The sequence below is a fragment of the Halocatena marina genome, from assembly GCF_023276375.1.
GTDB lineage: Archaea > Halobacteriota > Halobacteria > Halobacteriales > Haloarculaceae > Halocatena > Halocatena marina.
Genome location: NZ_JALLPK010000001.1, coordinates 2924855 through 2951152, shown reverse-complemented (window position 1 = coordinate 2951152; position 26298 = coordinate 2924855). Strand labels below are relative to the sequence as shown.

The window sequence follows — 26298 nt, the reverse complement described above, 5'->3', positions numbered from 1 at the left end:
CCGGCCAGTGGATAACTCTTCCCTACCTCGTACAGTGTCGTACCGGTGCAACTTCAGGATGGTGGCTATGTAAAACAATTCAAAAATTCAGACTGTGATAAATTTCGGGTTACTATTTCCGAGAGAATTTCTTAGGGATGCTATGAAGATCAAGTCAGCCTACAAGAGTATCGATAACTGGATACGGAGCTTCTCAACGAGCCAGTATGCGCTTCTTGTCTGGTTGGTTGGGGTCAGTGTCGGGACGCTCGCCGGTCTTGCTTTACCGGGGATTAATCCCGTCAACTCAGCAACGCACGCTATGGGGGCCGCTACAGGTGTTGCGATTGTCTTCTACCTCGCAGGGATGCCAGAAAATTGAAATTGTGGATCACACTGTTCTCGACCCAGTTGTCGATCAATTTCTATTTCAAATATTCCACGATATTGTTGTGTAATTTGTAATCTACAACGTATCGAGATCCCTCACCGCGTCGTGACGTACGTCAACGACACGAGCGCAACGGTTTGGAGCGCCCTGAGAATGGTTACTGCGCTGTCAATGCCGGGATCACCGGAGTAGAGCATCTTCGTGCTGAAGAAGAAATAGACGGCGGCAACGTTCTCGATGAGCAACACCGCACCGAAGATCAGCAGTCCAAGTATCAGCGGTGTTCTGAACGTCCGGTAGTTTCGCCCCCAAATAAACGTGAGAGCAGCCAACAGGACGATGTTCACCACGCTCAACATGGTGGCGACCAGCATCAGGGTACTCATCTGTGCCATTAATCTCAATCCTCTTGCTCTGTGGGTTCTGGTTCCCCCCATCCCACGGGATCGGTTTCGAAGTCCATTCGTTCGACAACACGTTCGAACTCCTCGTAGTGGTGCTCGAACTGATCGGTGAAAAAGTAGAGCTTACCGTAGTCGTCGCCTCCCGTTTCTAAGATACCGTGGTCAATCAGCATATCGAGGTGATAGCGAATTGTGTTGTACTCGAGTTCAAGTCGGGATGCAAGCTGGTTGGCGTTGAACGGCCGTCCGGCGAGCGCGCGAATAATGCGAGCGCGATTCTCCCCGCCACGAGTCCCTGCGATGAGATACCACAGTACCTTTTCCATCCCTGCACTATGTACCCATTCGTGACTGACTGTATAAGTCTACTTTGCTGTTTTTTTGCATTTGTCCGGTTGTGGTCACAATCATCTGCTCGGGAGATCGTCTGTCGAGCGAGCGGATCGCGTTCGAATTCACCCATTGTGCGGCGACACGGTCACATTGAGGACATCGGTGGCGTCCGGGTAGGTGTAGCCGTTGACCTCGCTGATCGGGACGATAGACTCGCGTTCGACGAGATCGATCCCTGGACCACGCTGGCGCTGTGGCTGATGCCCCCCGACGCCAGGCTCTTCGTTGATCTCAGTTCCAGCGTCCCACAACCCGATCCGATCTGTCACATCGCCGTCGATCGGTTCACCACTCGTGAACAGATCGATGCCCATCTCGTCTGGACTGTAGAACAGATCGTTCGAGGGCACGAACATTGTCACAAACGAGAGCCTGTCCCCTGATTTGGCCTCAAATTCAAACTCGTACGCGCTACCGGGCGTCAGCGGAGCAGGTGCAGGTGCAGATGCATCCATCCCGACAGGCGTGGTGAACGCACCAGACTGTGAGACGCCGTTCTGTTCGGCCAGCCATTTGGCGAGTCGTGTCGGTATACCGTCTTCGGCAATCTCTTCGAGACCGTTATCGCGTTCTGGCTCGTCCGACGTGAAGATCGGAGCTTTTCCATTGTGTACTGCAAACGCACCAGGAGAGAGCGGAACGGGTTGTTCTTTCAGTTCGTCATCCACTGCGGTCGTTTCGAGTGTCATCGCAGTCGAGACGTTCTCGATCCGGACGGAGTAGGTCGCTTTCGTCGCTTTTGTGCCCGAACTATCTGTGGTGCTACACATAACCGAGTCATCGCTCTTCGCACGTGCCGACCCTACTGTCGAGATGTTCGCAACGCCAACGGCACCAACACCAACCGTGGCTATCTCCGCTAGTACGGTCCGTCGGCTAAAAAACGACGTTTCGGCTGCTTTTCTTTCTGATTTCTGGCTACTTTTGATGTCCTCTGTCATGTTTAGCAGCGCTCTTACACAAGAAATCGATACTTATCCTTCAATTAAATCAGTTCTCGAATATTTATGGTGAATCATTCGAAATTCCCTCTAGAATTTCTCTCAGTCGGGGGGTATCACCGTCGCGGAGGGAAACGGCGAGCCAGCGGATTCAGCCTGCTTGTTTACTGCAGCGCCTGGTAGCTACAATCGGAGACAGAAGATTACACGCGGTCACCTGAATACTGCTCTTGCTCTCGCTCTCGGTCGTGAAGAACAGATAAATCAGTGTAGTGATACTTATACCGGATGTTCGAGTTCTTCGAGGAACGTATCAATATTTGGCTGCTCGTCTAGCTGCTTCGGGTACAGGGCAAGGATTGTGATGTAGTCATCTTTGTGAGCGAACGTCGCAGTGTGTAAGGTAACGGGGATTTCCACGTCTTGTGTAACCTGTGCTGTCGCTTCGTACGTAGCGACCGTGCGCTCTTCGCCGAGTGACGTGACAGATCTATTTTTGACGAATTCGACGGACTTGATGCCATCGTACGACTGTAGTAGCCGATTGACGAGCTGATCGTTAGAACGATCTCCAATTGGATTGAGCGGCTCACCGGCGACTTCCGCTTTGGGTGTCGAGAGTGCTACGAAACGAGCCGCAGTCATATCGGAACTGAGAATGTCGAAATCTCGCCCGTATTCGCGAAAGTGGCTCTTTGCTTCGACGGTTCGTTCCTGATCAGCAACAGAGACTGAGGCATCCACGGTGATTGTCTTATCACGAACTACTTCGTAATTCGCCTCTGAAACCGTGCTATTGCTCACGGCAACGGGCTCCGATTCGACCGACAGTGGACCATCACCCGTGATGAATCCGAGACAACCAGTCGTCATGACGAGAGCGACGAGTAGTAACGTTGCAAGCGTGGTTCGGGACGGTATCGTGATCGAGTATCGAGAATCCATGATCGTGAGTCGTGACTGAGTTCAAGGGGCACCGGGAGTCCGATGCTAGTGTAAAGGCAGTACTCTGACGCCGGAAGTGGGCTGTCTATCGCGTTTCGGGATATTGTGTTGCTTTGATCGACCCAGCCGACGCACCGAGAGAGAAACCTTCCTCTCTGTTCATTTCGGTTACCGCATGCATACCGCTGGTTGTGCTAATAGTTTGTGGTCGATCGTGCAAAGAACAACATGTGTCTCCGAGAGAAAGATTTATGATGAATAATATCTTCATACAATAATTGTGGCTGGCAATACCGCAAATCAAAATAGTATCGACCCGAAACGAACGGGGGAATTTTCACGTCGGCGATTGCTGAAAGGACTCGGTGTCCTCGGGACTGTCGGCTTGACACCATCGGTAGCAGATTCAGCACGAGCTGCACCAGGTGAACCCGTTGCACTCCAGTATTTCCACGAGACGTGGGGCACGATCACGAACAACCTTCCAACAGTCGCAGACAGGGGGTACGATATCATCTGGATTCAGGCACCCCAGAAGAGTCGGTTGACGTGGGCGGATCAGGGCGGACGCAACGACCCACCGTTAGGATATCAGCCGGTTGATTTTCGCGATTTCAACAGTGCGTTCGGCACTGCATCGGAGCTGCAAACACTCATCGATACGGCACACAGTCACGGAATCGAGGTCTATCTCGATTGCGTGATGAACCACATGGCAGACGGGAGGGGATACGACTTTCCGGCGTTCAGCAATCCTGATTTCCATCACTGCTGTGGCCAGATCGACGACTGGAACGACGAACACGAAGTCAAAAACGGCGAGCTTCTCGGACTTCCGGATCTCGAACAGGAATCCAGCTACGTCCGAGGCGAGCTGTACAACTACATGAAGAAAATATCGGATTTCGGAGCAGACGGCTACCGATACGACGCAGCCAAGCACATGCCCCACTGGTTCTTCCAGGACTACGCAAACCAGTGGGCCGACGAGTTCGGTTTAGAGCGTGTCGGGGAGGTGTACGACGGGGGTGTCTCGTACGTACAAGCGTACATCGACACAGGAATGAACGCGTTCGATTACCCGTTGTTTTACACAATATCGGACGTCTTCAGCGGCGGCGATATGAGCAAGCTTCAGGGGGCGGGCGTCAGGGCACAAGATCCATTTCACGCGTGGCCATTCGTCGACAACCACGATCAGGACGGTCCGAGCCAGTACGAACTCGCACACGCACACATCCTGACCTCAGAGGGCTATCCAATCCTGTACAATATCTATCCGGACTGGCTCCTCGACAACGACACGATCAACAACATGATTTGGGTTCGCAAGAACCTCTCTGGCGGAGAAACGTACTGGCGGTACACGGACAGCAACCTCGTGGTCTACGAACGAGACAGCAATTTGCTCGTCGGATTGAACAACAGCAGCAGCCAGCAAAGCGCATCGGTTACTACCTCATGGGCTAACACGACGCTGCACGATCACAGCGGCAACGCTGGTGATGTTAGTGTCGCAGGCGACGGCTCGGTGCAGATAGCAGTGCCTGCTGAGGGATGGGTGTTCTACGCACCAACCTGAACTAACGGAACGATGCGGATATCGGCCGCCGATTCGGTGACGGACTGCTGACTGAGTGTCCTCTACGGCAACCGGTAGGTGGGTCCGTCGTCAGTGTCTTCGATTTCGACACCGATATCAGAGAGTGCGTCGCGGAGTGTATCAGCCTGTTCGTAGTTCCCCTTTTCTCGTTCCTCTTCGCGGAGATTGAGGACGAGTTCGACCGCTTCTTCGGCAAGCGTGACTGTTCCATCCCCGCTCTCTTCGAATGTGAATCCGAGCGCATCACCACCGAGGGATTCGAACGCTTCGATTGCTTCTTTGAGCCCGACGTAATCGTACTCTTCGCTGTCCGTGTGGCGATTGACGGCAGCAGCGATGTCAAGCAGCGCAGCGATCGCTTCGCGCGTGTTGAAGTCCTCGTCCATCGCGTTCTCGAACGCCGTTCGGGCGTCGATCACAGCGTCCCGGAGATCGTCGTCCGCAACGGTTGTCGATGCGTCGGGACTGTCGAGTGCCTCGACTGCACGCTCGTAGGACCGTTCTAACCGGTCCCAGCGCTCGGTTGCCTCATACAGAGCCTCCTCAGAGAATGCTTGCCGACTGTTGTAGGATGTCGAGATGAGAAACGTTCGGACACTGTTTGCGCCGACTGAGTCGACAGCATCACTGACTGTCGAGAAATTCCCGAGGCTCGAACTCATCTTCTCATCGCCGATTTCGAGCAGTCGGACGTGAAGCCAGTAGCGCGCAAACTGCGCGCCGGTCGCCGCCTCGCTCTGGGCGATCTCGTTCTCGTGGTGCGGGAACACGAGATCCTGCCCGCCCATATGAATGTCAATCGTCTCGTCGAGATGGGCCATCGACATGGCCGAGCATTCGATATGCCACCCCGGTCGGCCCTCTTCCCATGGTGAGTCCCACGTGAGACTGGTCTCCGCCGCCGCTTCAGCCGCGGCCGATCCCTCGTGACGATGTGTTTCGACTTCTTCGGGGGTGACACCGCCAGCCTTCCAGAGCGCGAAATCGGTCGAATTGCGTTTTTCTGACTGCTCGTCCTCGGGACCTTGTGCTTCGAGATCCTCGATCGACTGGTTCGAGAGCTTTCCGTATTCCTCAAACTGTGTCGTATCGAAGTAGACCGATCCGTTCGATTCGTAGGCGTATCCGCGCTCAATCAGCGTCTCGATGAGGTCGATGATTTCGGGGACGTGTTGGCTCACGCGAGGATAGACCTCAGCTCGCTTCAGGTTGAGAGAGCGCATATCGTCGATAGTTCGCTCGATGTACGAGCGAGCAACTGCTGCTTCTGAATCACCTCCTTCGCCAACACGGGCGACAATCTTCTCGTTTACGTCTGTAAAGTTCTCTACGTGGCGAACGTCGTAGCCTCGGTATTCGAGCCAGCGATGGACCACGTCGGCGTGTACCCAAAGCCGCGCGTGACCAAGATGAACGGGATCCGATGTGGTGAGACCACAGACATAGAGGAGGACGTTGTCTCCGTTCGGCTCGAACTCCTCGCGTTCGCCCGTCAGTGTGTTCGACACACGAATCGTCATTACGTGGCGATACCACAGGGGAACGTTTCAAGCCGTCGGAGCTGTGGAACTGTCTCTCACGACAATAACGAAGACGATAACCGCCATCCGAACATAGCCAGCGTATGTCTCAGGCGTTAGTCATCGTCGCTCACGGCTCGCATCTGAACCCGGATTCGAGCACGCCGACGTTCGCGCACGCCGACACCATTCGAGAATCGGGTGCGTTCGATGAAGTGCGCGAGGCGTTCTGGAAGGAAGAGCCCTCGTTTCGTGAGGTGCTCCGGACGGTCGAGGCCACGGAGGTGTTTGTCGTCCCGCTGTTCATCAGTGAGGGGTATTTCACCGAACAGGTCATTCCGCGCGAACTGCGTCTCGAAGGCTGGAACGTTGCCGACTGGGACTCCGACGGAACGAGCGCAGATCACGCGACGCTCGAAGCACGAGACGTGGGTAAAACTGTCCACTACTGTGGTCCGGTTGGCACACACGACTCGATGGCTGATGTCATCATCCAACGCGCACAGAGTGTGACCGATGATCCGGCTGTCGGATCGGGCTTCGGGCTAGCGGTCGTTGGTCACGGGACCGAGCGCAACGCAAACAGCGCGAAAGCGATCCATTACCACGCCAACTGTATCCGCGAACAAGGTCGGTTCGACGAGGTGCAAGCGCTGTTCATGGATGAATCCCCGGAGGTCGACGACGTCACCGACCACTTCGAGAGTGACGATGTTGTCGTTGTTCCGCTGTTCGTCGCGGACGGCTTTCACACACAGGAGGACATTCCCGCGGATATGGGACTCACGGACGAGACCGGCACGTATTCTGTCCCGGGAACGGTCGATGGAACACGCATCTGGTACTCGGGGGCAGTCGGCACGGAACCACTGCTTGCTGACGTCATTCTTGAACGGGCGAACGACGCTGGTGCCGACATCGAGAGCGCGATTGAGCGAGTTAAGGAACTGACCGGCGGTGTCGTGACCGCGTGAGTTTCTGTCCCGTGTCTGTGTGGTCCAGAGCGATTGAATACGCCTTTACCAACAATCGACCATGGATGTCAAACTAATCGAGGACGAGAACAAACCATGAGACGGCACCGCTTCTCACCGAATAGACGAATGAAGGTAACGGATGGGTGGTTAGTGTGAGCGAGCATGAAGACAGCGACGAAAACGGAAGTGAGGACACGAGTGTGAATGTAATCGTGACCAACACGCAGGTCGTGACGCTTCGGGAGGCAGCCAGCGATGAGGGTGGTGTTTCCTTCGATGGTCTCGTCGTTACGCGTGACGATAACTCTGGGACCTACACCGTAACTACACCCGAGGCATCCCACGGACCACTTGAAACTGACGAACTCATGGCAGTTGCAAAGAGCAACGCTGCCTACGTCACCAACTGGTACTACTGGACACAGTCGGATCTAACCGAGGATGAGTGGGCATTCCTCCGGTGGCTCGAACGAGCGGCGGAGAACGATGTGCGTGACCGGTACGAAGCACTGGACAACGGTATCGAGCGCGCGTGGGGAGAGATCAGCGTCACGACGACCATTAGCGAAACAGGTCAACGGCAGTACTCGTTGTGTAATGTGGCGGATCGGGAACACACAGCGCTCAACGAGCACACCGACCCACTCGATGCTCGCCAGATTGCAAAGTACGACGATGACGGTCACTATCGTCCGCTCAAGACTGCTCCAACGCTTCAGACAGGATGGCAGTTCACCGATCTCACTGGAACAGAAGTGCTCCAGACGATCGACTTCATCTACCCAGCGACGGTCCAAAATTGGTATCTCGAACGACAAGACGAACTCGACATCTCACACTGGCGCGAGACTGCAGAGCGACAGACTGGCATCTACGACATCATCGACGAACTTGATCCAGAAGCTGTCGAATGGCTCGCAACGGCGTGTTGTGTCGATTCGCAGTGTCTCAAACGACGACAGTGGGATGAGAGTGAGGACTCACCACTCGATGTCCCTCGAGGCGATGGAGCGTTCCCATGCCGCGAGCCGTGTTCACTTGTAATCGCTGCCGCGCGCAAGTGGACCCGTCTCGAACGCGAGGAAACACGCGAATACACGTTCGAACTCACCCCGAGCGAAAAAGCTCAGATAGAGGACCTCATCGATGCCGTCTCGGACGGTCGTACCGATGATATCCGTGAAGCCGACATGAAGGATGGGGCAAACCGATATCGAGCCCGATATCTCAGAGCAAAACGATTCGACGAGAATGGACAGCTCTGCGGTGTCACCACTGATGCAACCGATCCTGACTCATGAATAAGTCTGTTAGACAACGGCGAGATACACCACTAAAATAATCCCAGCGAGCAGTGCGAGTGCACCGAGCAGGATTCGGGACGCACCAGAGACGAGCAGGGACGAGAACGCGAGAATGATAGCGACGATGCCGAATACGAATGCGGGAAGCGTACGATGGATGATACGCTCGTCGATGGATGCTGGCGTGGACCGGGACGGCGAGGGAGGTATTGACCGAGATGAGGGAGACGACGTTGCTTTTATCGTTGACTGAGGAGACCGTATTGTGCGATTCGATGCTACCGATGCGCTAATATTTTTGGTGTGTTGGCCTTGTTCGCTCGGCTCGATGGTCACTGAGACAAATCGTTTCTCACTACCGTAGGCGGTTGCAACCGTCAGATCACCACTGATTTCTGTATTTGATGAGGTCGTGATCGGGATTGGGAGTGTTTCCCCCTGTTCGACGTAGTAATTAGTTGCCTCAAGCGTTGCTGCATCGGAAAGATCGTCGTCGAGATTGAGATACACATGCGTCGGCTCACCGTGGTTCTTCAGGACAACATCGAACGCTCCTTCGGCCCCAAAGCGCTCGGGAACGGTAAGCGTGTGCATCCCGTCCGGGTTGACGTCAACGGTGAGTGTTTCCTGCACAGATTACTTAAGCGTAGGGGAGAGCAAAAAAGTACAGGTTCAGGAATTTCACTCGCGCATGTCAGGTGGGAGAAGATTTGGGATACCATCATTAATGGGGTATTCCGTGCCACATTCGGTACAAGTCAGCTGTCCTTCTAGAACTTCCCCATCGTCTTCTCTAATTTCTTTCAATTCTAATTCCTGTTTATCGAGTGGGCAGCAAAGGATGTCCATTAGTGTCTCTTTCATACATCTCTCCTTGGTGTATCGACGCAAAAATGTGCCGGGTCTGGTTGGCCTCGGTCGCAGCTTCAAATTGTGGTTTTGGTTCCCGTGGGCCGTTCAAAACGGCGCTTCGAGGACAATCGTCTGGTCACGTCCCGGTCCAACACCGATCGCGTATATCGGCGTCGATAGTTCCTCGCTGATGTAATTGAGGTACGTCTGTGCAGCTCCGGGAAGTGCGTCGTAGCCTTCTTCGGCGACAGCGTTCCAATCGGTGTCAGACCAGCCGTCGAACGTCCGCTCAATCGCTTCACACTCACCCCACCGTTCGGTCGTCGTCGGCAGCGAGAGCAGTTCTTCGCCGTCGAGTTCGTACGCGTGACCGACCTTGAGCTCGTCCAGTCCTGCAAGTGCATCGAGGTGATTCACAGCAAGGCCAGTGAAGCCGTTCGCACGTGCCGCGTGTCGGAGCATGGGCATATCGAGCCAGCCGACGCGGCGTGGTCGACCTGTAACAGTGCCGTACTCGCCTCCAGCGTCCCGAATGTACGTTGCGATGTCGTCCGCTTCGGGATTACCACCATCGGCGGGTGTCTGTCCTTCGACGCGCCCGAGTTCGGTCGGAAGTGGACCGGTGCCAACACGAGAGAGATACGCTTTTACGATGCCAACGACCTCTCCTCGTCCGACAACTGATGGTCCGAGACCGGTCCCTGTTGCTGCACCACCGGCTGTCGTATTCGAAGAGGTGACGTACGGATAGATTCCGTGATCGATGTCGATAGATGTTCCCTGTGCGCCTTCCAGCATGATGTTCGCATCGGCGTCGAGCTGTGAGGAGAGAAATTCGCCGCAGTTGACGACCATATTTTCTGCAGCGAGCCGCTGTGCGAACGTATGGTAGGTGTCATAAAGATGGTCGATATCGAACGCTTCGCCGGGATCGAGTCCGTACACCTCCGTCGCAAGCGCCCGTTTCTGGGGAACAACGTATTCGAGCCGCTTCCGGAGCACCTCACTGTCGAGGAGATCACCGACGCGGATTCCACGACGTCCCGCCTTATCCTCGTAGGTCGGTCCGATTCCTCGTCCGGTCGTGCCTGCCGCGAGATCCTCTTTTGCCTCCTCCTCGATCCCGTCGAGGACCCGGTGATACGGGAAAATAACGTGTGCACGCGCTGCGACACGAACGTCCGGCTCAAGGCCGCGTTCACGGAGCGTGTCGATCTCTTCGAACAGCGTTTTCGGGTTAACAACACAGCCGTTACCGAGAACACCTACCTTTCCACGGACGGCACCGCTGGGAACGAGAGAGAGTTTGTACGTCTCACCGTCGTGGACGACAGTGTGGCCCGCGTTGTCTCCGCCCTGATAGCGAACAACAATATCGACGGAACCGCCGTACAGATCGACGATACCACCCTTCCCCTCGTCGCCTAATTGTGAGCCGACGATGGTTACAGTCATACGCTGACGTTCCTCCCACCGCGCTAAACAGATTTCGATACCTGCGTCTGATGTGGCGTGTTCGACTCGAACGCTCTGGAAAGAACGTAGAAACCGTTCGAAGCGAACCGTGCACCGATTGACGCTCAGATCAAGAAGCATCTCTCCGTAAACCGAACTGATCCATCACTGTCGCAGACGAGGGCCACGAGATGCCCGCCGTGCGATCGGGTCTCTTCGGCGGACGACGAGTACGGCTTGGACAGCCTGATACACCGTACTCTGCTCTTGAGACCACGTGAACCACCAGCCCATGGCCATATACTGAACTCTTTACAGAAGTAATAGAAACGACGACTGGTCAAATGAAATCACGGTATATCAGTAATATTTTTGATGAATAATGGAGATTAATCACAGTCTACGACCACACAGAGTCGTTATCGGTAGTATCTGGTACTCTTCGGCCATCAGCCACAAGCGTTAAGCTGTCGCATGGATAATCCACAGACAGCTAGCTTTTTCGAGAAGACAGCAACATTTAAAAGGTCCAAACACAAGTTAACAATTGCCATGATAGATCGACTGGAGAAGGAAGTCGACATGCTAGAACGGCACTTACAGGTGCTGAAGATGGTTATCGGAAACGAACCGATCGGTATCGTGAAGATGTCCAACGAAACTGGGTATCCTCACCATAAGGTTCGGTATTCGCTTCGCGTTCTCGAAGAAGAAGATTTGATTGAACCGTCGAGTCAGGGTGCGATCACCACCGAGCAGACTGACGAGTTCGTCAGTGATCTCGACGGGAAGGTTGATGAGATTATATCGAAACTCGAAGCGATGAAAATCGACGAAGTAGCAGAGGTAGAAAACTGAATCACAGTTTCGGCGCAGCGACGTGGAACTGACGCTGACGCGCCTCGACAAGGCAGAGGTGGAATCCGTGTTTTCTCGATAGTCGGACGTAACTCGAACGATTGCCGCTACTGAACAATCCACCGCCACCGGTCGTGGCATCTGCCGCCGTATCGAGTGCGCTTGCTTCGAAGTAACTGGTCGTAACGAGCAGCGCTGCTGTGAGTGGCCATTGGTCAGCAGCTGCGCTCGCATCATCAAGCAGTGTTTCAGTCTCACGTGCAGTCGTTGGTTCCCGTGAATCGTCGATTTGGACCACGATGAGCGGATCGCCACGCTGGTCGAAGCACACCACATCGAAGGAGACGGGAACACCGTCATCAGTAGTGTTATGTGCGTGAAGAGCAGCCCGGTCAATGTCGGGGATGTAATCATAGAGATCAGCGAGATCGTCCTCGTACCCCGCGTCGTAGATGTCATAGAGAAGATCACGAACAATCCACGAGACAACTGCATATTCGAAGGATTCTGTGAGGAACTGATCGAACGGAGTACCATCAACAACGGTGTTTTCGGCGTCAAACGTCGTGTAGTGTTCCAGAATGAGGTTCTCGTTCACTTCCTCAGGAGTTGCATCACCGTGATACGCATCAGTAAGCGTCGAATGATTTTGCGTGTGATAGCGAACGAACAGCGATGTCCCCGAGAGGGCATCATCCACAGACATCTCATTACTGTCGTCGGACGCTGACGTCGAATCTGATGTTGATGCTGATGCTGAATCTGACGGTGAGGTTGAGGTCGAAGCTGCTGTCGATTCCAGCTCTTTGATTCGTTTTTTCAGCTCGCTGATTCTTGCTTCGAGGCGATCTCGTTCGGCAAGCAGATCGTCCCGCTCCGTTTGGAGTGCGTCGCGTTCGCGTTCAAGTGCGGCGATGCGGCTTCGGAGATGCTCGACACTCTCGTTCGACCCGTCCGCAATCAATTCCGGTTTAGAATCATTTGCGTCAGTGCCTCTGTTGGTGTGGACATCAACGCTCTCCTTGCCCGGAGGAAGTCCGCTCGGCACTTGTTGTGTTGTTGATTCTGAATTTGTGACATCGACGGGATCGATTGGAACGACCGAAACGGTGTACTCACCGGAGATCGTATCACCCATGTCGTCGGCTTGTTCACCCATCAGTATCCGTTTCTCCGGACCAACAAACGCGATACTCGTCGTCCCGGCATCTCCATAAACAACGTAGTATTCGTCGGTATCCGTGGTCAATTCGAGGTATCCAATGTAGTCTCGGTCCCGATCCCAGTTTTCGAGCGCGCTCCTCGCTTCGTCAATTGGCGTCGTATCGGTGTCATAGCGCGTATTCTGTGTCGGTTCTTGTTCCATCATAGATAAGAGCACCGGAAGGATCGGTTCGGGACTGACGTAAATCGTCCCACCGGTGGTGATCTCCTCGACGGAACCGTCGAAAACACCGACGCTGCGTCCATTACACATTAATATCCATGCGTTCGCATGTACAGCGCCGCTGAATCCTGAGCTGGCAAGATCATGCAGTTTGACATCACCCTCCGTGAACTGACGGGAGGACCAGTCTTCGATTCGTTCGACCGTGCACCTCTGCATACCGAGTCCATTTAGCGGCCGGGGACAAATAGCTTACAAAACAAGCCGGAAAATCGATACCACTATCTACCCCGGTTATCGATGAACGCCGACGGCCGACAGCGGTACTGTAATTCGTGTTCGATTTCTTCCGGCAGGTCGTCCCACACCGCCTTTGATGCCAACGCGCGCTCACCAACGGCGACAACCCATTCTGTGATGCTCGTTCGTCGTCCTTCCATCATCAATGGGTAGTCTTCGATGCGGAGGATCCGATCAACAGGGAATTTCCGATATCCGTTGCCAACATCAATTTTGATGTGGCCGTTCTCGAAGCCAGAGTAAAAATCGTCCTCCGAGTCAACGAGAATGTGGTACACATAAAGCTGGTAGCTCTCTCCCTGAGTGAATACCGACGTGCTATCTCGTCCGATCTCGATGATCTGACAGGCCTGTCCGTTCAACTGTATCTGCTTCGTCTCCTTCGTACTCTTTTTCGACGGGTTTGTGTGTTGGTTGGTGCTCATTCCCAACATTCAAATGACGAGCCGAAATGCTCGGATAATACTCTGTCTACTCCCTCTATAATAGTCTACCGATATTTCATTGAAAGCGGTACTACTCGTTCGCGTTGAGTAACCGCTCGATCCGATGGAGCTCAATGGTGTGGTCGGTGGTGCCATTGACGACGAAATCGGCCAACACATCGCCGATAACGGCGGTGAACTTGAAGCCGTGGCCGGTGAAACCGGCAGCGACGTGGACACCGTCACGGTTTGGATGCGAGCCGAGGACGAAGTGTCCGTCCGTAGACGCCGTGTACACACAGGTGCGCAGTCGCAGTGTTGGCCCACCTCCGTCTGGAAAGTACGCATCGGCAAATTCACGGTGAAGTTCTTCCTCGGCTGCTGTCGGCTCCGGTGGCATCTCGTCCGGATCTACGGCGTTTGGAAGGGCTGGTTCGCGCCCGAACTTGAATCCCGGAACGTCGTGGACCGGGAAGCCGTATCCGTTGCCTCGTTCGCCAGCGAGGCTGAACACAGGGAGCGTCTCCGGTTGGAACCAATCCGGCTTTTTTGGTTGGAACCACGCCATAATCCGCCGCACGGGTGTGAGTTCGTGAGCAATCTCGGGAAGAATGTCGCCCGTCCATGCCCCCGTCGTGAACACCACGTCGTCGGCCTCGTAGACGCCTTTGTCTGTTTTCAACCGTACGCCATTTCTAGTCTCACGCCAATCGAGGACGCGTTCTCGCGCCCGGACGGTCGCTCCTGCTTCGTGTGCCGCCTCGACGTGGGCGATTACTGCCTGCTCACAGTCGACGAAACCACCGTCGGGCTGATAGACTGCCCGATACTCTGATGGAAGATCGTATCCGGGGAAGCGTTCGTTCACCGTCGCGCCGGTGAGTATCTCGTGTTCGATGCCGTGCGTTTCGACCGACTGACGGGCGTCCGTGAACAATTCGGCTTCAGGAGCACTAGCGTGGATCGAGCCTGTCCTCGTAATGAGCGTGCGGCCAGTCTGTCGTTCGAGTTCTGCCCAATTGTCGTAGGCCGCTCTCGCCAATGGAACGTACGAGGGATCTTCAGGCTGTGTAAGACGAACGATACGGGTACTTCCGTGGCTCGACCCGTGCGTGTGCGGTACGTCGAACCGCTCGATCCCAAGCACATCGAGCCCCCGTTCAGCGAGTCGGTAAACAGTCGCACTACCCATGCCGCCGACACCAACAACGATCGCGTCGTATCGATCGGGGGTTATATTCATATTGTTAGGTAGTTCTAATGGATTGTAAATATGGTTCTAATGGGTTGTAATATTATTCACACTAGCGAGGAGAGAATAGACGTATCACTCTCTAATGAGCCGAGCAATCGTGCCTGAATCCGCAAAAAGGAGGTTACTGGTTCTCTTCCTGTCCGCGCTTCCAAACTCGGTCGACGGATTCTCCGTTTGGCGGTGTATGACTAACGTCCTCTAACGTTTCTTTTTCGTTCATCGTGCTATGGTTTAGCTCCACACTGATATTTAAAACCTCCCTGAAAGAAGAATATATTCATTAAACACTGCTGGTCTGTATAGAAGTCCTAGCTGATGGAGATAGACGCGTCGATCAGTCGAGGAATCGTTCCAATCGGTCCATCGCAGTGCGAAGATCAGACAGCCCCGTTGCGTACGAGACGCGGAGGTGGCCCGCTCCGCATTCTCCGAAGGCGCTACCGGGAACCATAGCGACTTTTTCAGCTTCGAGGAGTGCTTCGGCGAACGCACTCGCGTCCTCCCACGGACACTCAGGGAAGACGTAGAACGCGCCGGTCGCCTCGAAACAATCGATGCCCATATCTTCGAACCGCGAGAGGACGAACTTCCGTCGGCGGTCGTACTGTGTGCGCATCTCTTCGACCGACTCGTCACACGATTCGAGCGCTTCGATGGCAGCGTACTGGGGAGTCGTCGGCGCGGATAACATCGTGTACTGGTGGATGCGATTCATTGCCCCGATGACGTTGCTCGGCCCGAGCGCGTACCCGAGTCGGAGACCAGTCATTGCGTACGCCTTCGAGAATCCGTTGTAGACGATCGTACGATCGCGCATTCCATCGAAGCTCGCAATCGAGGTATGGCTCCGAGTGTAGGTGAGATCGGCGTAGATCTCGTCTGAGATCACCGTAAGGTCGTGTTCGCACGCGAACTCGGCCACGCGAGCGAGTTCATCGCGCGTCATTGTCGCACCGGTCGGATTATTCGGATAACACAGCACGAGCATGTCAGCTCGATCGGCTCCCGCATCAGCCAGTGCCTCTGGTGTGAGGACGAAATCGTCCTCTGCTCGTGTCGGTACGGGAAGCGCTGTACCACCGGCGAACATAACGTCTGGAATGTACGACACGTAGGAGGGCTGTACGACGGCAACAACATCTCCCGGGTCGACGAGCGCACGGAATGTTAGATCGAGTGCCTCGCTCGCGCCCGCTGTGACGAGAATCTCGTCGTCAGGATCATACGTGAGATCCCACTTTTCGACGTGTGAGGCGATGGCTTCACGGAGCGCTTTCATCCCCCGGTTAGCGGTGTATGAGGTTTGACCTAATTCGAGCGATTCGATCGCCTTCTCACGGGCTCGCCACGGAGCGGTGAAATCTGGTTCACCGACGCCGAGTGAGATGACATCATCCATCTCCTCTGCGAGTTCGAAGAACCGACGAATGCCCGACGGTGGAACTTCTCGCACGCGCTCTGCGATCGAGGGGCCCGTCATGGCGTGACTGACAGGCGATCGTCGTCGTACCCGTCGTCGAACTCGATCCCGCGTTCCTTGTAGCTCTCCATGATGTAGTGGGTGACCGTTTGGGTGACCTCGGGGACGGGGGCCACCCGCTCGCTAACGAACCGCGAGACCGCCCCCATCGAGTCGGCTTCAACATCGAGTGCGAAGTCGTAATCTCCACTTACGAGCCTGAGTGATTGGATCTCGTCGAACTTTGCGAGTCGTCGCGCAATATCCTCGTAGCTCGTCTCTCGATCGAGCGCCACGTTGAGCTCGACGAACGCCCGGACGCTCTCTGACTCGACTCGACGCCAGTCAACGACGGCTTGGTATCCGCACAGAACACCGTCACGTTCGAGCGCAGCGATGGTTTCTTCGACAGCACTTTCTTCGAGCCCGCTGAGACGAGCGAGATCTTCTACCGAGTATCGAGCGTTCTCACGCAGGAGATCGATCAGTTCGGCTCGTGCGTCCATGTCAGATACCCGATGACGCCAGCAAAAAACCTTGCTACACAATGAAACACACTCGCACGACACGAATATAATGACATATTATCTCACGATATGCTTATAGGGCAATAGGATGCATGAAAGAGTATGCGCCAGGACGTGGTCGCAACGGCAATATCGTTGTACCAGGCGAAAACCTTGACGCTTGAACAGGCAGCTCGATACGTGGGCATCACTCCCGGAATGATGCGCGAGCGCCTCCGCCTCAAGAACATTGAAATCCGCGACGAATCAGTCTCTGCGGACGAAGAGTTTGCCGTCGCTGACTAGTCGTCGCTGCTGAAATCCTGCTGTGGCTGTTCAGGGGTTCAGGCTGCAGCGCTTTCGTGTGTCTGTACTAGAGACGTCCGAACCATCGAATTCGTTCTGATTCTATAACCTACTTTATACGAATATACATGTCGCTTGGATCCATCGTCCCGATATGGCACTCGAAAAATCCACACAAGAGCTTGAACAGGGCGACGTTGCACCGGATTTCGACCTTCCTGGGACCGACGGTGAGCAGTATTCGCTCGCGGATTTTCGTGAATACGACGCGGTGCTCGTCGTATTCACGTGCAACCACTGCCCGTATGCAAAGGCGAAAATAGACGCACTGAACGGAATTGCCTCTGATTACGAAGCGGTCGCAGTCGTCGGAATCAACTCGAACGACGCAACAACGTATCCGGAGGACTCGTTCGAACGAATGGCCGAACTCGCAGACGATGTCATCGAGTACGATGCGTATCTCCGCGATGAGAGCCAAGACGTTGCTCGTGCGTACGATGCGGCGTGTACCCCCGATCCGTTCTTGTTCTCGAACGAGGATGATGCCTTCCGGCTCGCCTATCACGGCCGACTCGATGACGCGGCGAATCCCGATGACGAACCGTCGGGCGAACCGGGATTCGAGATGCGCGCCATTATCGACACAGTCCTCGCGGGAGAAACCGTCGAACAGGAGTTCCGGCCAGCGCGTGGCTGCTCGATCAAGTGGAAGTGAACTTGTTCGGGGATACACAAATCTGAATATTATCTAACAGTTGTGGGTCTGATATATCTACGGCGTGCAGCTGTTCGTCTCCGCACTCCTGTTTCACTCACTTTCCCCGTATCGTGCGTTGTGCAGCGCATCACAGACTGCTCCTTGTCCCGCCATGTTCGTCTTGGCTGCTCGGGTACGGTGGTGGACCCGATCGAACGCCTCGGGTGCGATCGGTTCTCCGTCAGCGGTGACGAACAGACGCTCGTCGGGAGCGGACAGAACGCCCGTTTCGCGGGCTTTCTCGACGTACTCTGCGAGCGGCGCGAGAGGGGCGTAGATGGTGAGTCCGTCAGCGACTGAAATCGCTGCTCGTTCGGCTGCGTCGTCGAACGCGATGTCATTCCGGGTGAGTGCGACGATTTGTGTCGGTTCGAGACCCGCATCGAGCAGTGTGTTGACAGCGTGGTACTGGCGGGCGAGTCGGGCTTTCGAATCGAGCATCGCGCGCGCTGCTTCGACGCCCTCAGTAGCGTCTTCGAACACGGCCTCGAACGGGCGTTCTTCGTTTACGCCACGGGTGATCTCCGCTGCATGCATGTGATCGACGAGCTTGACGGTGACGCGATCGACATCTGACACCTCTTGCACTTCCTCGCGGATGTCGGTCGCCATCATCCACGCGAACGCCGGTGAACACCACGCGGTCGGGAGCTTGAACTGGACGAAGACGGACGAATCGACGCGAAGCTCGTCGATGTAGTCCAACTCGACAATCGATCGATCGAGTTCGGGATCCGTAACACGGTCGAGTCGGTCGAGCACCGCGCGCTCGCCGCTTGATACGCTCTGGGACATCAGTCTGCAACAGCCCCCTCACCGAGATCGAACCGTTCACTGATAGCGTCGTTCTGAAGTGTTTCTTTTCGCTCTTCGATATCGATGTCGTAGAGGCGCGCAGCATTCTCACCCATGATCTTCTTTTTAACATCGGTCGTGAGAGCGACACCGAACTCATCACGCTGTTCCTGTGTGAGTTCGGCGTTCATCACGGTGGGAACGAGCCAGTCGGGTTCCCAGAGCGCGTAGTCCGACCCGAACAGCACCCGGTCCTCGCCGAGCCAGAACAGCAGCTCACCCATGATCTCACCGAACTTCCGCGGGCGATTCTGCGCGAACGGCGCAGCAACCGCAAGCCCACCGTACACGTTCGGTTCTTGTGCAGCGATGAAACAGAAGTCGTCCAGCCGAGGCAATCCGACGTGCTCGACGATAAAGTTCAGCTCTGGGAATGACGTCGCGGCGTCGTCCACATCGGCCACATCGAACGCATCACGATTGAGCGGTCGAATCGTCGGTCCCTTGTGTGGGTGGATGTTCGTAATCCCGAGCTCCTTGCACTTTTCCAGATACTCGAACGCTTCGGGCGAATCGAGCCGCCAGCCTTTCGAGTCGCCACGCCACTCTGCCGTGTAGAGTTTCACTCCCTGAATTCCGTATTCCTCTTTCATTCGCTCCAGTTCTTCCAGCCCCTCCTCGCCGTCACGAGGATCGAACTGCCCGTTGAGGATGAACCGCTCTGGATACTCAGTGGCGAGTTCAGCGTTCTGATCCGTCGTGTTGAATCCGTCCTCGTAGAAGTCTGTGAGATACGTGGGCTGGAAAATCCCCATATCAACGTATCCATCACGGAACAGATCCTCGACCATCTTCTCTGAGCCGTACTTTCGGTACGTTTCGAGATCCCACTGGTGCTCTTCCGGCGTGAACGCCGTGTGGTAATCGTAAAAGCACTGGATGAACTGTTCGCCTCCCTCGTGGACGATGTTCTCTTCGCTCGCGTCCCACAGGTGTATGTGCGAATCGATGACAAACACGTCCTCTCCCTCGTGTCGGTACATACGCACACTAGTGTGTGGTGCGATAACAAATGACTTTCGGCGAGTGCATTAGTATTCAGAGAGACAATACCTTTTACTCGTTCTAATTGGTATATGCTATCATGCAAGCAGCGCGTCTCCACGAGTACACGGACGACATGAGCACTGCGCTCAGTATCGACGAGCTCGACCGCCCTGCGGCGACCGCTCCTGACGAGGTCGTAATCGAGATTGAGGGGGCGGGCTGGTGTCAGACAGACAATCACGTCATCGAAGGAATGTGGACGGAGTATATGCCCCAAGACCTACCGATGACGCTCGGACACGAGAACAGCGGAACCGTTGCTGAGGTCGGCGACAGCGTGACGATGGTCTCTGAGGGAGATCAGGTTATCTGTCACCCTGTTCGAACCTGCGGGGTGTGCAGGGCCTGTCGAATGGGTGAGGATATGTACTGCGAAAACGTCGCCTTCCCGGGGTTGAACACCGATGGCGGCTTCGCAGAGTATCTGCTCACCAACGAGCGTGCGGTGATCACCCTTCCAGACGGTGTTGATCCGGTCGATATCGCACCGCACGCCGATGCTGGGATCACGGCTTATCACGCCGCAAAGAAGGCAGCAACCGAACTCGTCCCTGGGTCGTATGCCATCGTCATTGGGATCGGTGGACTCGGTCATATTGGGCTGCAATGTCTTTCGGCCATGTCCGCCGCCACGCTCGTTGCAGTCGACATCAAAGACGAAGCACTCGATCTGGCTGAGCGCCTCGGGACAGACCACACGATCAACTCCACAACAGATGATCTCGCCGCCGAGATCGAATCGTTGACCGATGGCGTGGGAGCAGAACAGGTGCTCGATTTCGTCGGCAGTGATGAAACGACAGCCGTCGCCCCCGATGTCCTTGCCCCCGGTGGTGACCATCACATCGTCGGATATGGTGGGCATGTTCACGAGCCTTCACAAGCGTTCGTCAACGGAGAATTCGCCTACCGCGGAACGCTCGTCGGGAAATACACCGAACTGCAGGAACTCGTTGCGCTCGTCGAGCAGGGAGACGTCGAACTCCACACTTCGCGCTACTCGCTCGATGAGATCAACACCGTCGCAGAGAAACTCGAACACCGCGAGATTGAGGGCAGAGCTGTCATCACACCGTAACCGAAGAGCGAAGTGGTGCGATCCGCGCACAATATACCGCTCGTCTCGGGATCATTACACATGGATATTTCTACTGACCGGCTTCGGACGGATATCGAGACGACCGCCACGTTTGGCACACTTGATGGCGATGGTCACGGACGAACCGTCCTCACCGGAAGCGACGCAAACCAAAAAGCACGCGAATACTTCCTTGAGCGGTTAGACGACGCTGGGTTATCGATTCGTATCGATAGCGTCGGAAACATCGTCGGAAGATGGGTGCCTGAGGGAGCAAGCGGTGCTCCTGTCGCATCTGGGAGCCATCTCGATTCGGTACCCGAGGGTGGAATCTTTGACGGGCCATTGGGGGTGTACGCAGCCCTCGAAAGCGTTCGTGCCATGCAGGACGCTGACCGCAGCCCCGAGCGTCCCATCGACGTTGTCTCGTTCACCGAAGAGGAGGGAACGACGTTCAGTTCCGGCTTGCTCGGATCATCGGTTGCGTGCGGTCAGCGGTCAATTGAGGAAGCTCTCTCACTGAGTGATGACACCGGTCAGACGCTCGAAACGGCCCTCGAAGAGATCGGTTTTTGTGGAACGGGACGCCTCGACGCCAGCACGTGGGACGCGTGGCTCGAACTCCACATCGAACAGCACATCGCGCTCGAACGAGCCAATCCTCCGGCGGGAGTTGTCACCGACATCACGGGGATTACACACTGTGATGTCCACATCGAAGGAGAGGCAAATCACGCCGGATCGACGCCAATGGACGAACGTACCGATGCGCTTGCGGCGGCAGGCGAGTTCGTGACGGCCGTCGAAAACGCGGCGCGGGCTGCCTCCGAACGCGCGCCAGCGGTTGGAACCGTCGGTCGGCTCACCGTCGAACCGAACGCGACGAACGTCATCCCCGAACGCGTTTCGATGGGTGTCGATATCCGAAGCACGGAGTACGAATCGATGAACGCGATCGTCGAGCAGATGCGACAAACGCTCGAACAACTCACCGAAACACGCGGCGTCAACACGACCTGCAAGCGCCATTTCGATCTCGAACCGGTAGCAATGAGCGAACGGTGCCAGCGAGTGCTCCACGACGCAGGCGAGCGGGCAACCATCGAAACGATGACGCTGCACTCGGGGGCAGCCCACGATACGATGCACATCGCACGCGTCACCGACAGCGGGATGCTCTTTGCTCCCTCCTGTGCAGGCATCTCGCACAGTCCACAGGAATGGACCGACTGGGACGATTGTGCGAGCGCAACAACCGTCCTCGCAGGTGCACTCGCCGAGTTGGCAGGTGCCACGTGAGGGACAAGAATAAAGAATGAGAGTCATAGACGAGATGCACGAGTGTGCCGAGCGATCCATTGGCCAAACCTAACAATTTCGTCATCGGAAAGGACACGACGAACTGTCCAAAAAAGGCCACTCCTGAGACACCTCGGCTGAAACACGATCCTCTCTCAGCCAGACTCGGTTGGGTGTAAACTGTCTTAAAAAAAGTATCCTCTCTTCGGGCCACTGAGACCTCACGGCTTCGAAATCCTTTTAGTCGTTTCGGGGGCAAGTAACGGTACCATGGACATCGAGATCATCGCCGAAGAGGGTAACCCGATGTTACACCGCTCTGATGTACGATTTCGAGTGACTCACGAGGAAGCGACACCATCGCGGCTCTCCGTCCGCGACAGTCTCGCAGCCAAGTTGAACAAGGACGCGGACGAGGTCGTCATCCACAAACTCGATACAAAGTACGGGATGCGAAAGACCATCGGGTACGCAAAAGTGTACCAGAGCGCCCAGCGCGCCCGCGATGTCGAGCAGTCGTACATGCTCGAACGGAACAAGATCGGCGTCGAGACGGAGAACGCAGACACTGAGAGTGAGGCCGAAGAGGCCTGAATCGACGGACAGGAGTAGAGGGATGCGCGTTCTCGGTATCGAGGGCACCGCGTGGGCTGCGAGCGCAGCCATCTACGATACAGAGACCAATCGAACGACGATTTTCACCGACGCATACCAGCCCGAAAGCGGTGGCATTCACCCCCGTGAGGCCGCAGAGCACATGCGCGAGGCCATTCCCGAAGTCGTTGGTGATGCGCGTGACGCCACCGACCAGATCGACGCCGTCGCGTTCTCCCGTGGTCCGGGGCTTGGGCCGTGCTTGCGAATCGTCGGGACAGCGGCACGGGCGCTCGCGGGAACACTAGACGTTCCGCTTGTCGGCGTCAATCACATGCTCGCACATCTCGAAATCGGCAGACATCATTCGGGCTTTGAATCACCGGTCTGTCTGAACGCGAGCGGAGCAAATGCCCATTTGCTCGGATTCCACAACGGCCGCTACCGGATGCTCGGTGAGACGATGGACACCGGCGTCGGCAACGCGATCGATAAGTTTACCCGCCACGTCGGGTGGTCTCATCCCGGTGGTCCGAAAGTCGAAGCAGCTGCCACGGATGGCGAGTACATCGACCTCCCGTACGTGGTCAAGGGGATGGATTTCTCATTCTCTGGCATCATGAGCGCGGCAAAAGAAGCCTACGACGACGGTGAAGCACTCGAAGACATCTGCTTCTCGCTTCAGGAAACGATCTTTGCCATGCTCGCGGAAGTCTCAGAGCGTGCGCTCTCGCTCACGGGGTCTAACGAACTCGTTCTCGGTGGGGGCGTCGGCCAGAATCACCGTCTGCAGGAGATGCTCGAAACGATGTGTGAGGATCGCGGAGCATCGTTTTACGCGCCTGAGGCACGGTTCCTGCGGGATAACGCCGCTATGATCGCTGTTCTCGGTGCGAAAATGGCCGCTGTCGATGATACCATCGCCATCGAAGACTCGCGGGTCCGTCCGAAGTTCCGCCCTGATGAAGTCGGAGTGACGTGGCGGTCCACACAGTCCCCTCCGACCCATTCGATTAGCGATGAACCCCAGCGCGGCGCAGAGGCGACAGTCGAACACGTCGGAGAGACGATGGTGAAAACGCGCGTTCCAAAGCGCTACCGCCATCCTGCACTCGACGAGCGTCTACGTCGAGAACGGATCCGTTCTGAAGCGCGGGTAACGAGCGACAGTCGGCGCGCTGGCGTGCCGACGCCAGTTCTCCGTGACGTGGATGTTCCTGAGCATCGACTCGTCTTCGAGCACGTCGGGAATGCTGATCTCCGAGATGACCTCACCGAAGCACACGTTCGAGATGTTGCTCGCTCGCTCGCAACGCTTCACGACGTCGGAATCGTTCACGGCGATCCAACGACCCGAAACGTCCGCGTCGAGGGACAGACGTGGCTCATCGACTTCGGCCTCGCGTACTACAGCGATACAGTCGAAGACTACGCGATGGACCTCCACGTGTTTCACCAGAGTCTCGATGGGACCGCAGAAGATCCCGAACCACTCGCTACTGCGTTTGAGGATGCATACCGCGAGATCGGTGACGAGACGGCCATCAGTCAACTGCGCGAGATTGAAGGACGCGGTCGATATCAATCGTAAGCGCTCGCTAAACTAATTTTAGCTATACTCTACTGATCTGAATTTCTTCTGCTGTAACTCGACTGTGGTAAACGGTTTAACTGTGCCCGACATACCACGTTGCATGGTCGATAAACCGCAATCCGGTGAATTGTTCGGTATCCCGTACAATTTCGAGCGTCCAAGCGTTGGACGGATGCTGTCCTCGTACTGGCGGCCCGACGAAGGAATGCTCGTCGAGAAGCCCTTCGGAATCGGCTACACGCTGAATCTCGCCAACTGGCGGTCGTGGATCGTTCTCGCTATCGCTGGCGTTCTCTTCTATCACCAACGCCACAGCGAGGAGTCGGAAATGCTCGACGAGGACGAACCGGTTGAGGTCATCGTCGACTGACGCGATTCTCCAACGACAACAGACGTAACATCTGAATCGACGGTTCTTTTCTCGTCACCGCCGCATGGATACCATGCTCCATTACGTGACGACGAACGCTGGCAAGGTTCGAGAGGCACGCGAATACCTCGATCAAGTAACGCCGTTGGATTACGACTATCAGGAAATCCAGTCGGAGACGCTCGCACCGATCGCAGCCTACGGCGCACGCGCCGCGTTCGAGCACGTCGGTGAACCAGTGATCGTCGATGACGCGGGTCTATTCATCGACGCGCTCGATGGGTTTCCTGGCCCGTACTCGGCGTTCGTCGAAGAGACACTGGGCGTCGAACAGGTTGGTCAGATCGCCCGCGCCCAGCAAACGGATTCGGATCGGGCGTCGGCATCTTTCCGATGTGTCATCGCCTACTGCGACGGTGAATCGTTTGGAGCGACACCGGAACCGGTTGATCGTGGCCGACGAGGGCAGGACCTCGCGGCAGACGAGCGTGCAACGGCAACAACGGACGACACCGTCGACTCCGGCACTGTTCCTGTTAAACTGTTTGAGGGAACTGTCCTCGGTCGTATCGTCGAACCACGCGGCGAGGGAGGCTTTGGCTACGATCCCATCTTCGAACACAATGGAACGACGTTCGCGGAGATGACTGCAGAAGAGAAGAATGCGATCTCTCATCGAGGCCGAGCACTCGCTAAATTCGGCGACTGGTTCGCCAAACGGTAGCCTTCATTCTGTTTACGAATGATCCGTTCGGTCATCTATGCAGAGCTGTTCGAAACAAGTCGCCCGTACCGATCTCACGGCACACGATCTGGGCCCGGATATGGTTCATCGAACACGATTTCGTGGAGCTGTTCTGGATCGAACAGGCGAACGAACGCGTCGGGATGCTTGACGCTTGTATCTACGTGTTGTTTGAGTGCTACGCCTGCTTTCGCACTCTGGAGCCGTTCGTCGAATGAGAGAATGTGTGCGGCTTCACCTCGGTAGGCAGACGCGAGCGCGGGATGGTCATCCGGTGGATGCTCGACTGCGACCCGCTCTCGTTCGATTGTTTCACGCCAATCGTCCGCGAGCTCATCGGTGGTCAGTGCAGCGATGATCGCTTTAGCGTCCACGAGCAGCGGGTCACTTGCGATGAGCTCGATCCACGAGTGTGACCGAACGAGAGTGAGCGCATCACGAGCGCTCCCACCGACAAGGAGATCGGCGGCGAGCACGTCGGCGTCTGCGACAATGCGCGTTATTTCAGTCATTGCGTCGCTCAGAGAGCGCGGTTTCGATTTCTTCGATGGTTACCTCATACTCTGTCGCCCGCTCGAACAACGTTGTCCAGTCCATGCTCTATCTGCACTCTCTGTGAGCAAACATCCACTGGTCCAGTAAAACGATCGTGCTCACTCGTGCTGTCGGTCCGAATCGATGCCCACGAAATATACG

30 protein-coding genes are annotated in these 26298 nt (G+C 55.8%); 13 read left to right on the top strand and 17 right to left on the bottom strand.

The window, feature by feature from the left end:
- Positions 1-142: 142 nt before the first annotated feature.
- Entirely contained in the window at positions 143-361 is a 219-nt protein-coding gene (locus MW898_RS13825; protein WP_248908238.1) for a hypothetical protein, read from the top strand.
- Between the two features lie 104 nt (positions 362-465).
- On the opposite strand, the gene MW898_RS13820 is transcribed toward MW898_RS13825, so the two are convergent.
- The 4 genes from MW898_RS13820 to MW898_RS13805 form a co-directional block, all read right to left on the bottom strand.
- Positions 466-756, bottom strand: a complete 291-nt coding sequence (locus tag MW898_RS13820; protein ID WP_248909772.1) for a DUF8036 family membrane protein — start codon at positions 754-756, stop codon at positions 466-468.
- A gap of 14 nt (positions 757-770) precedes the next feature.
- Positions 771-1100: an ArsR/SmtB family transcription factor gene (locus tag MW898_RS13815; protein WP_248908237.1), complete on the bottom strand. Its 330-nt coding sequence runs from the start codon at positions 1098-1100 to the stop codon at positions 771-773.
- Positions 1101-1229: 129 nt separating this feature from the next.
- Entirely contained in the window at positions 1230-2108 is an 879-nt protein-coding gene (locus MW898_RS13810; RefSeq protein ID WP_248908236.1) for a spondin domain-containing protein, read from the bottom strand.
- Between the two features lie 279 nt (positions 2109-2387).
- Positions 2388-3053, bottom strand: a complete 666-nt coding sequence (locus MW898_RS13805; protein WP_248908235.1) for a DUF6517 family protein — start codon at positions 3051-3053, stop codon at positions 2388-2390.
- Between the two features lie 280 nt (positions 3054-3333).
- Between MW898_RS13805 and MW898_RS13800 the strand changes: the two genes are divergently transcribed.
- A complete protein-coding gene (locus tag MW898_RS13800; RefSeq protein WP_248908234.1) occupies positions 3334-4635 on the top strand; it encodes an alpha-amylase domain-containing protein in 1302 nt (433 codons plus the stop codon).
- Between the two features lie 62 nt (positions 4636-4697).
- Here MW898_RS13800 and cysS read toward each other — a convergent pair whose 3' ends face one another.
- The gene (cysS, locus tag MW898_RS13795; RefSeq protein WP_248908233.1) at positions 4698-6176 is read right to left on the bottom strand and encodes a cysteine--tRNA ligase; all 1479 of its coding nucleotides are present in this window, start codon (positions 6174-6176) and stop codon (positions 4698-4700) included.
- A gap of 104 nt (positions 6177-6280) precedes the next feature.
- Here cysS and MW898_RS13790 point away from each other — a divergent pair, with 104 nt between their 5' ends.
- Positions 6281-7150 carry a CbiX/SirB N-terminal domain-containing protein gene (locus MW898_RS13790; protein WP_248908232.1) on the top strand — a complete coding sequence of 290 codons (870 nt, stop codon included), beginning with the start codon at positions 6281-6283 and terminating at the stop codon, positions 7148-7150.
- 215 nt (positions 7151-7365) lie between these two features.
- Complete coding sequence (locus MW898_RS13785) at positions 7366-8454, top strand: DR2241 family protein (protein ID WP_248909771.1); 1089 nt, start codon at positions 7366-7368, stop codon at positions 8452-8454.
- Between the two features lie 9 nt (positions 8455-8463).
- Here the strand turns inward: MW898_RS13785 and MW898_RS13780 are convergent, their stop codons facing one another.
- The 3 genes from MW898_RS13780 to MW898_RS13770 all read right to left on the bottom strand — a co-directional run bounded on the left by MW898_RS13780 (position 8464) and on the right by MW898_RS13770 (position 10764).
- Positions 8464-9090, bottom strand: coding sequence for a DUF7524 family protein (locus tag MW898_RS13780; protein WP_248908231.1), 627 nt, complete (start codon positions 9088-9090; stop codon positions 8464-8466).
- A gap of 48 nt (positions 9091-9138) precedes the next feature.
- Positions 9139-9321 carry a methytransferase partner Trm112 gene (locus MW898_RS13775; protein WP_248908230.1) on the bottom strand — a complete coding sequence of 61 codons (183 nt, stop codon included), beginning with the start codon at positions 9319-9321 and terminating at the stop codon, positions 9139-9141.
- A gap of 93 nt (positions 9322-9414) precedes the next feature.
- Positions 9415-10764, bottom strand: coding sequence for an adenylosuccinate synthase (locus MW898_RS13770; protein WP_248908229.1), 1350 nt, complete (start codon positions 10762-10764; stop codon positions 9415-9417).
- Positions 10765-11316: 552 nt separating this feature from the next.
- On the opposite strand from MW898_RS13770, the gene MW898_RS13765 reads away from it, so the two are divergent.
- Positions 11317-11622: a hypothetical protein gene (locus MW898_RS13765; RefSeq protein WP_248908228.1), complete on the top strand. Its 306-nt coding sequence runs from the start codon at positions 11317-11319 to the stop codon at positions 11620-11622.
- A gap of 1 nt (position 11623) precedes the next feature.
- Here MW898_RS13765 and MW898_RS13760 read toward each other — a convergent pair whose 3' ends face one another.
- The 6 genes from MW898_RS13760 to MW898_RS13740 form a co-directional block, all read right to left on the bottom strand.
- The gene (locus MW898_RS13760; protein WP_248908227.1) at positions 11624-13228 is read right to left on the bottom strand and encodes a DUF7527 domain-containing protein; all 1605 of its coding nucleotides are present in this window, start codon (positions 13226-13228) and stop codon (positions 11624-11626) included.
- A 62-nt stretch (positions 13229-13290) separates the two neighbouring features.
- Positions 13291-13734 carry a hypothetical protein gene (locus MW898_RS13755; RefSeq protein WP_248908226.1) on the bottom strand — a complete coding sequence of 148 codons (444 nt, stop codon included), beginning with the start codon at positions 13732-13734 and terminating at the stop codon, positions 13291-13293.
- Between the two features lie 91 nt (positions 13735-13825).
- Positions 13826-14977, bottom strand: a complete 1152-nt coding sequence (gene solA, locus MW898_RS13750) for an N-methyl-L-tryptophan oxidase (RefSeq protein ID WP_248908225.1) — start codon at positions 14975-14977, stop codon at positions 13826-13828.
- 133 nt (positions 14978-15110) lie between these two features.
- Positions 15111-15209: a DUF7989 family protein gene (locus tag MW898_RS26565; protein ID WP_465261755.1), complete on the bottom strand. Its 99-nt coding sequence runs from the start codon at positions 15207-15209 to the stop codon at positions 15111-15113.
- Positions 15210-15323: 114 nt separating this feature from the next.
- The gene (locus tag MW898_RS13745) at positions 15324-16469 is read right to left on the bottom strand and encodes a pyridoxal phosphate-dependent aminotransferase (protein ID WP_248908224.1); all 1146 of its coding nucleotides are present in this window, start codon (positions 16467-16469) and stop codon (positions 15324-15326) included.
- Entirely contained in the window at positions 16466-16954 is a 489-nt protein-coding gene (locus MW898_RS13740) for an Lrp/AsnC family transcriptional regulator (RefSeq protein WP_248908223.1), read from the bottom strand. The genes MW898_RS13745 and MW898_RS13740 overlap by 4 nt, the downstream gene beginning before the upstream one ends.
- Before the next feature lie 123 nt (positions 16955-17077).
- Here MW898_RS13740 and MW898_RS13735 point away from each other — a divergent pair, with 123 nt between their 5' ends.
- Positions 17078-17260, top strand: coding sequence for a DUF7317 family protein (locus tag MW898_RS13735; protein WP_248908222.1), 183 nt, complete (start codon positions 17078-17080; stop codon positions 17258-17260).
- A 154-nt stretch (positions 17261-17414) separates the two neighbouring features.
- Positions 17415-17978 carry a thioredoxin family protein gene (locus MW898_RS13730; protein ID WP_248908221.1) on the top strand — a complete coding sequence of 188 codons (564 nt, stop codon included), beginning with the start codon at positions 17415-17417 and terminating at the stop codon, positions 17976-17978.
- Between the two features lie 93 nt (positions 17979-18071).
- On the opposite strand, the gene MW898_RS13725 is transcribed toward MW898_RS13730, so the two are convergent.
- Positions 18072-18815, bottom strand: coding sequence for an iron-sulfur cluster assembly protein (locus MW898_RS13725; RefSeq protein ID WP_248908220.1), 744 nt, complete (start codon positions 18813-18815; stop codon positions 18072-18074).
- The gene (locus tag MW898_RS13720) at positions 18815-19858 is read right to left on the bottom strand and encodes an amidohydrolase family protein (RefSeq protein ID WP_248908219.1); all 1044 of its coding nucleotides are present in this window, start codon (positions 19856-19858) and stop codon (positions 18815-18817) included. The genes MW898_RS13725 and MW898_RS13720 overlap by 1 nt, the downstream gene beginning before the upstream one ends.
- A gap of 101 nt (positions 19859-19959) precedes the next feature.
- Here MW898_RS13720 and MW898_RS13715 point away from each other — a divergent pair, with 101 nt between their 5' ends.
- The 6 genes from MW898_RS13715 to MW898_RS13690 all read left to right on the top strand — a co-directional run bounded on the left by MW898_RS13715 (position 19960) and on the right by MW898_RS13690 (position 25581).
- Entirely contained in the window at positions 19960-21000 is a 1041-nt protein-coding gene (locus MW898_RS13715; RefSeq protein ID WP_248908218.1) for an NAD(P)-dependent alcohol dehydrogenase, read from the top strand.
- A gap of 60 nt (positions 21001-21060) precedes the next feature.
- Positions 21061-22299, top strand: coding sequence for a M20 family metallo-hydrolase (locus MW898_RS13710; protein WP_248908217.1), 1239 nt, complete (start codon positions 21061-21063; stop codon positions 22297-22299).
- Between the two features lie 270 nt (positions 22300-22569).
- The gene (locus tag MW898_RS13705) at positions 22570-22893 is read left to right on the top strand and encodes a 30S ribosomal protein S24e (protein WP_248908216.1); all 324 of its coding nucleotides are present in this window, start codon (positions 22570-22572) and stop codon (positions 22891-22893) included.
- Positions 22894-22915: 22 nt separating this feature from the next.
- On the top strand, positions 22916-24484 hold the full coding sequence (locus MW898_RS13700) for a bifunctional N(6)-L-threonylcarbamoyladenine synthase/serine/threonine protein kinase (RefSeq protein ID WP_248908215.1): 1569 nt from the start codon (positions 22916-22918) through the stop codon (positions 24482-24484).
- Positions 24485-24587: 103 nt separating this feature from the next.
- Positions 24588-24857, top strand: coding sequence for a DUF5808 domain-containing protein (locus MW898_RS13695; RefSeq protein WP_248908214.1), 270 nt, complete (start codon positions 24588-24590; stop codon positions 24855-24857).
- Between the two features lie 73 nt (positions 24858-24930).
- Positions 24931-25581, top strand: coding sequence for a non-canonical purine NTP pyrophosphatase (locus tag MW898_RS13690; protein ID WP_248908213.1), 651 nt, complete (start codon positions 24931-24933; stop codon positions 25579-25581).
- Positions 25582-25655: 74 nt separating this feature from the next.
- Here the strand turns inward: MW898_RS13690 and MW898_RS13685 are convergent, their stop codons facing one another.
- On the bottom strand, positions 25656-26114 hold the full coding sequence (locus MW898_RS13685) for a DUF7384 family protein (RefSeq protein WP_248908212.1): 459 nt from the start codon (positions 26112-26114) through the stop codon (positions 25656-25658).
- Between the last annotated feature and the right edge of the window lie 184 nt (positions 26115-26298).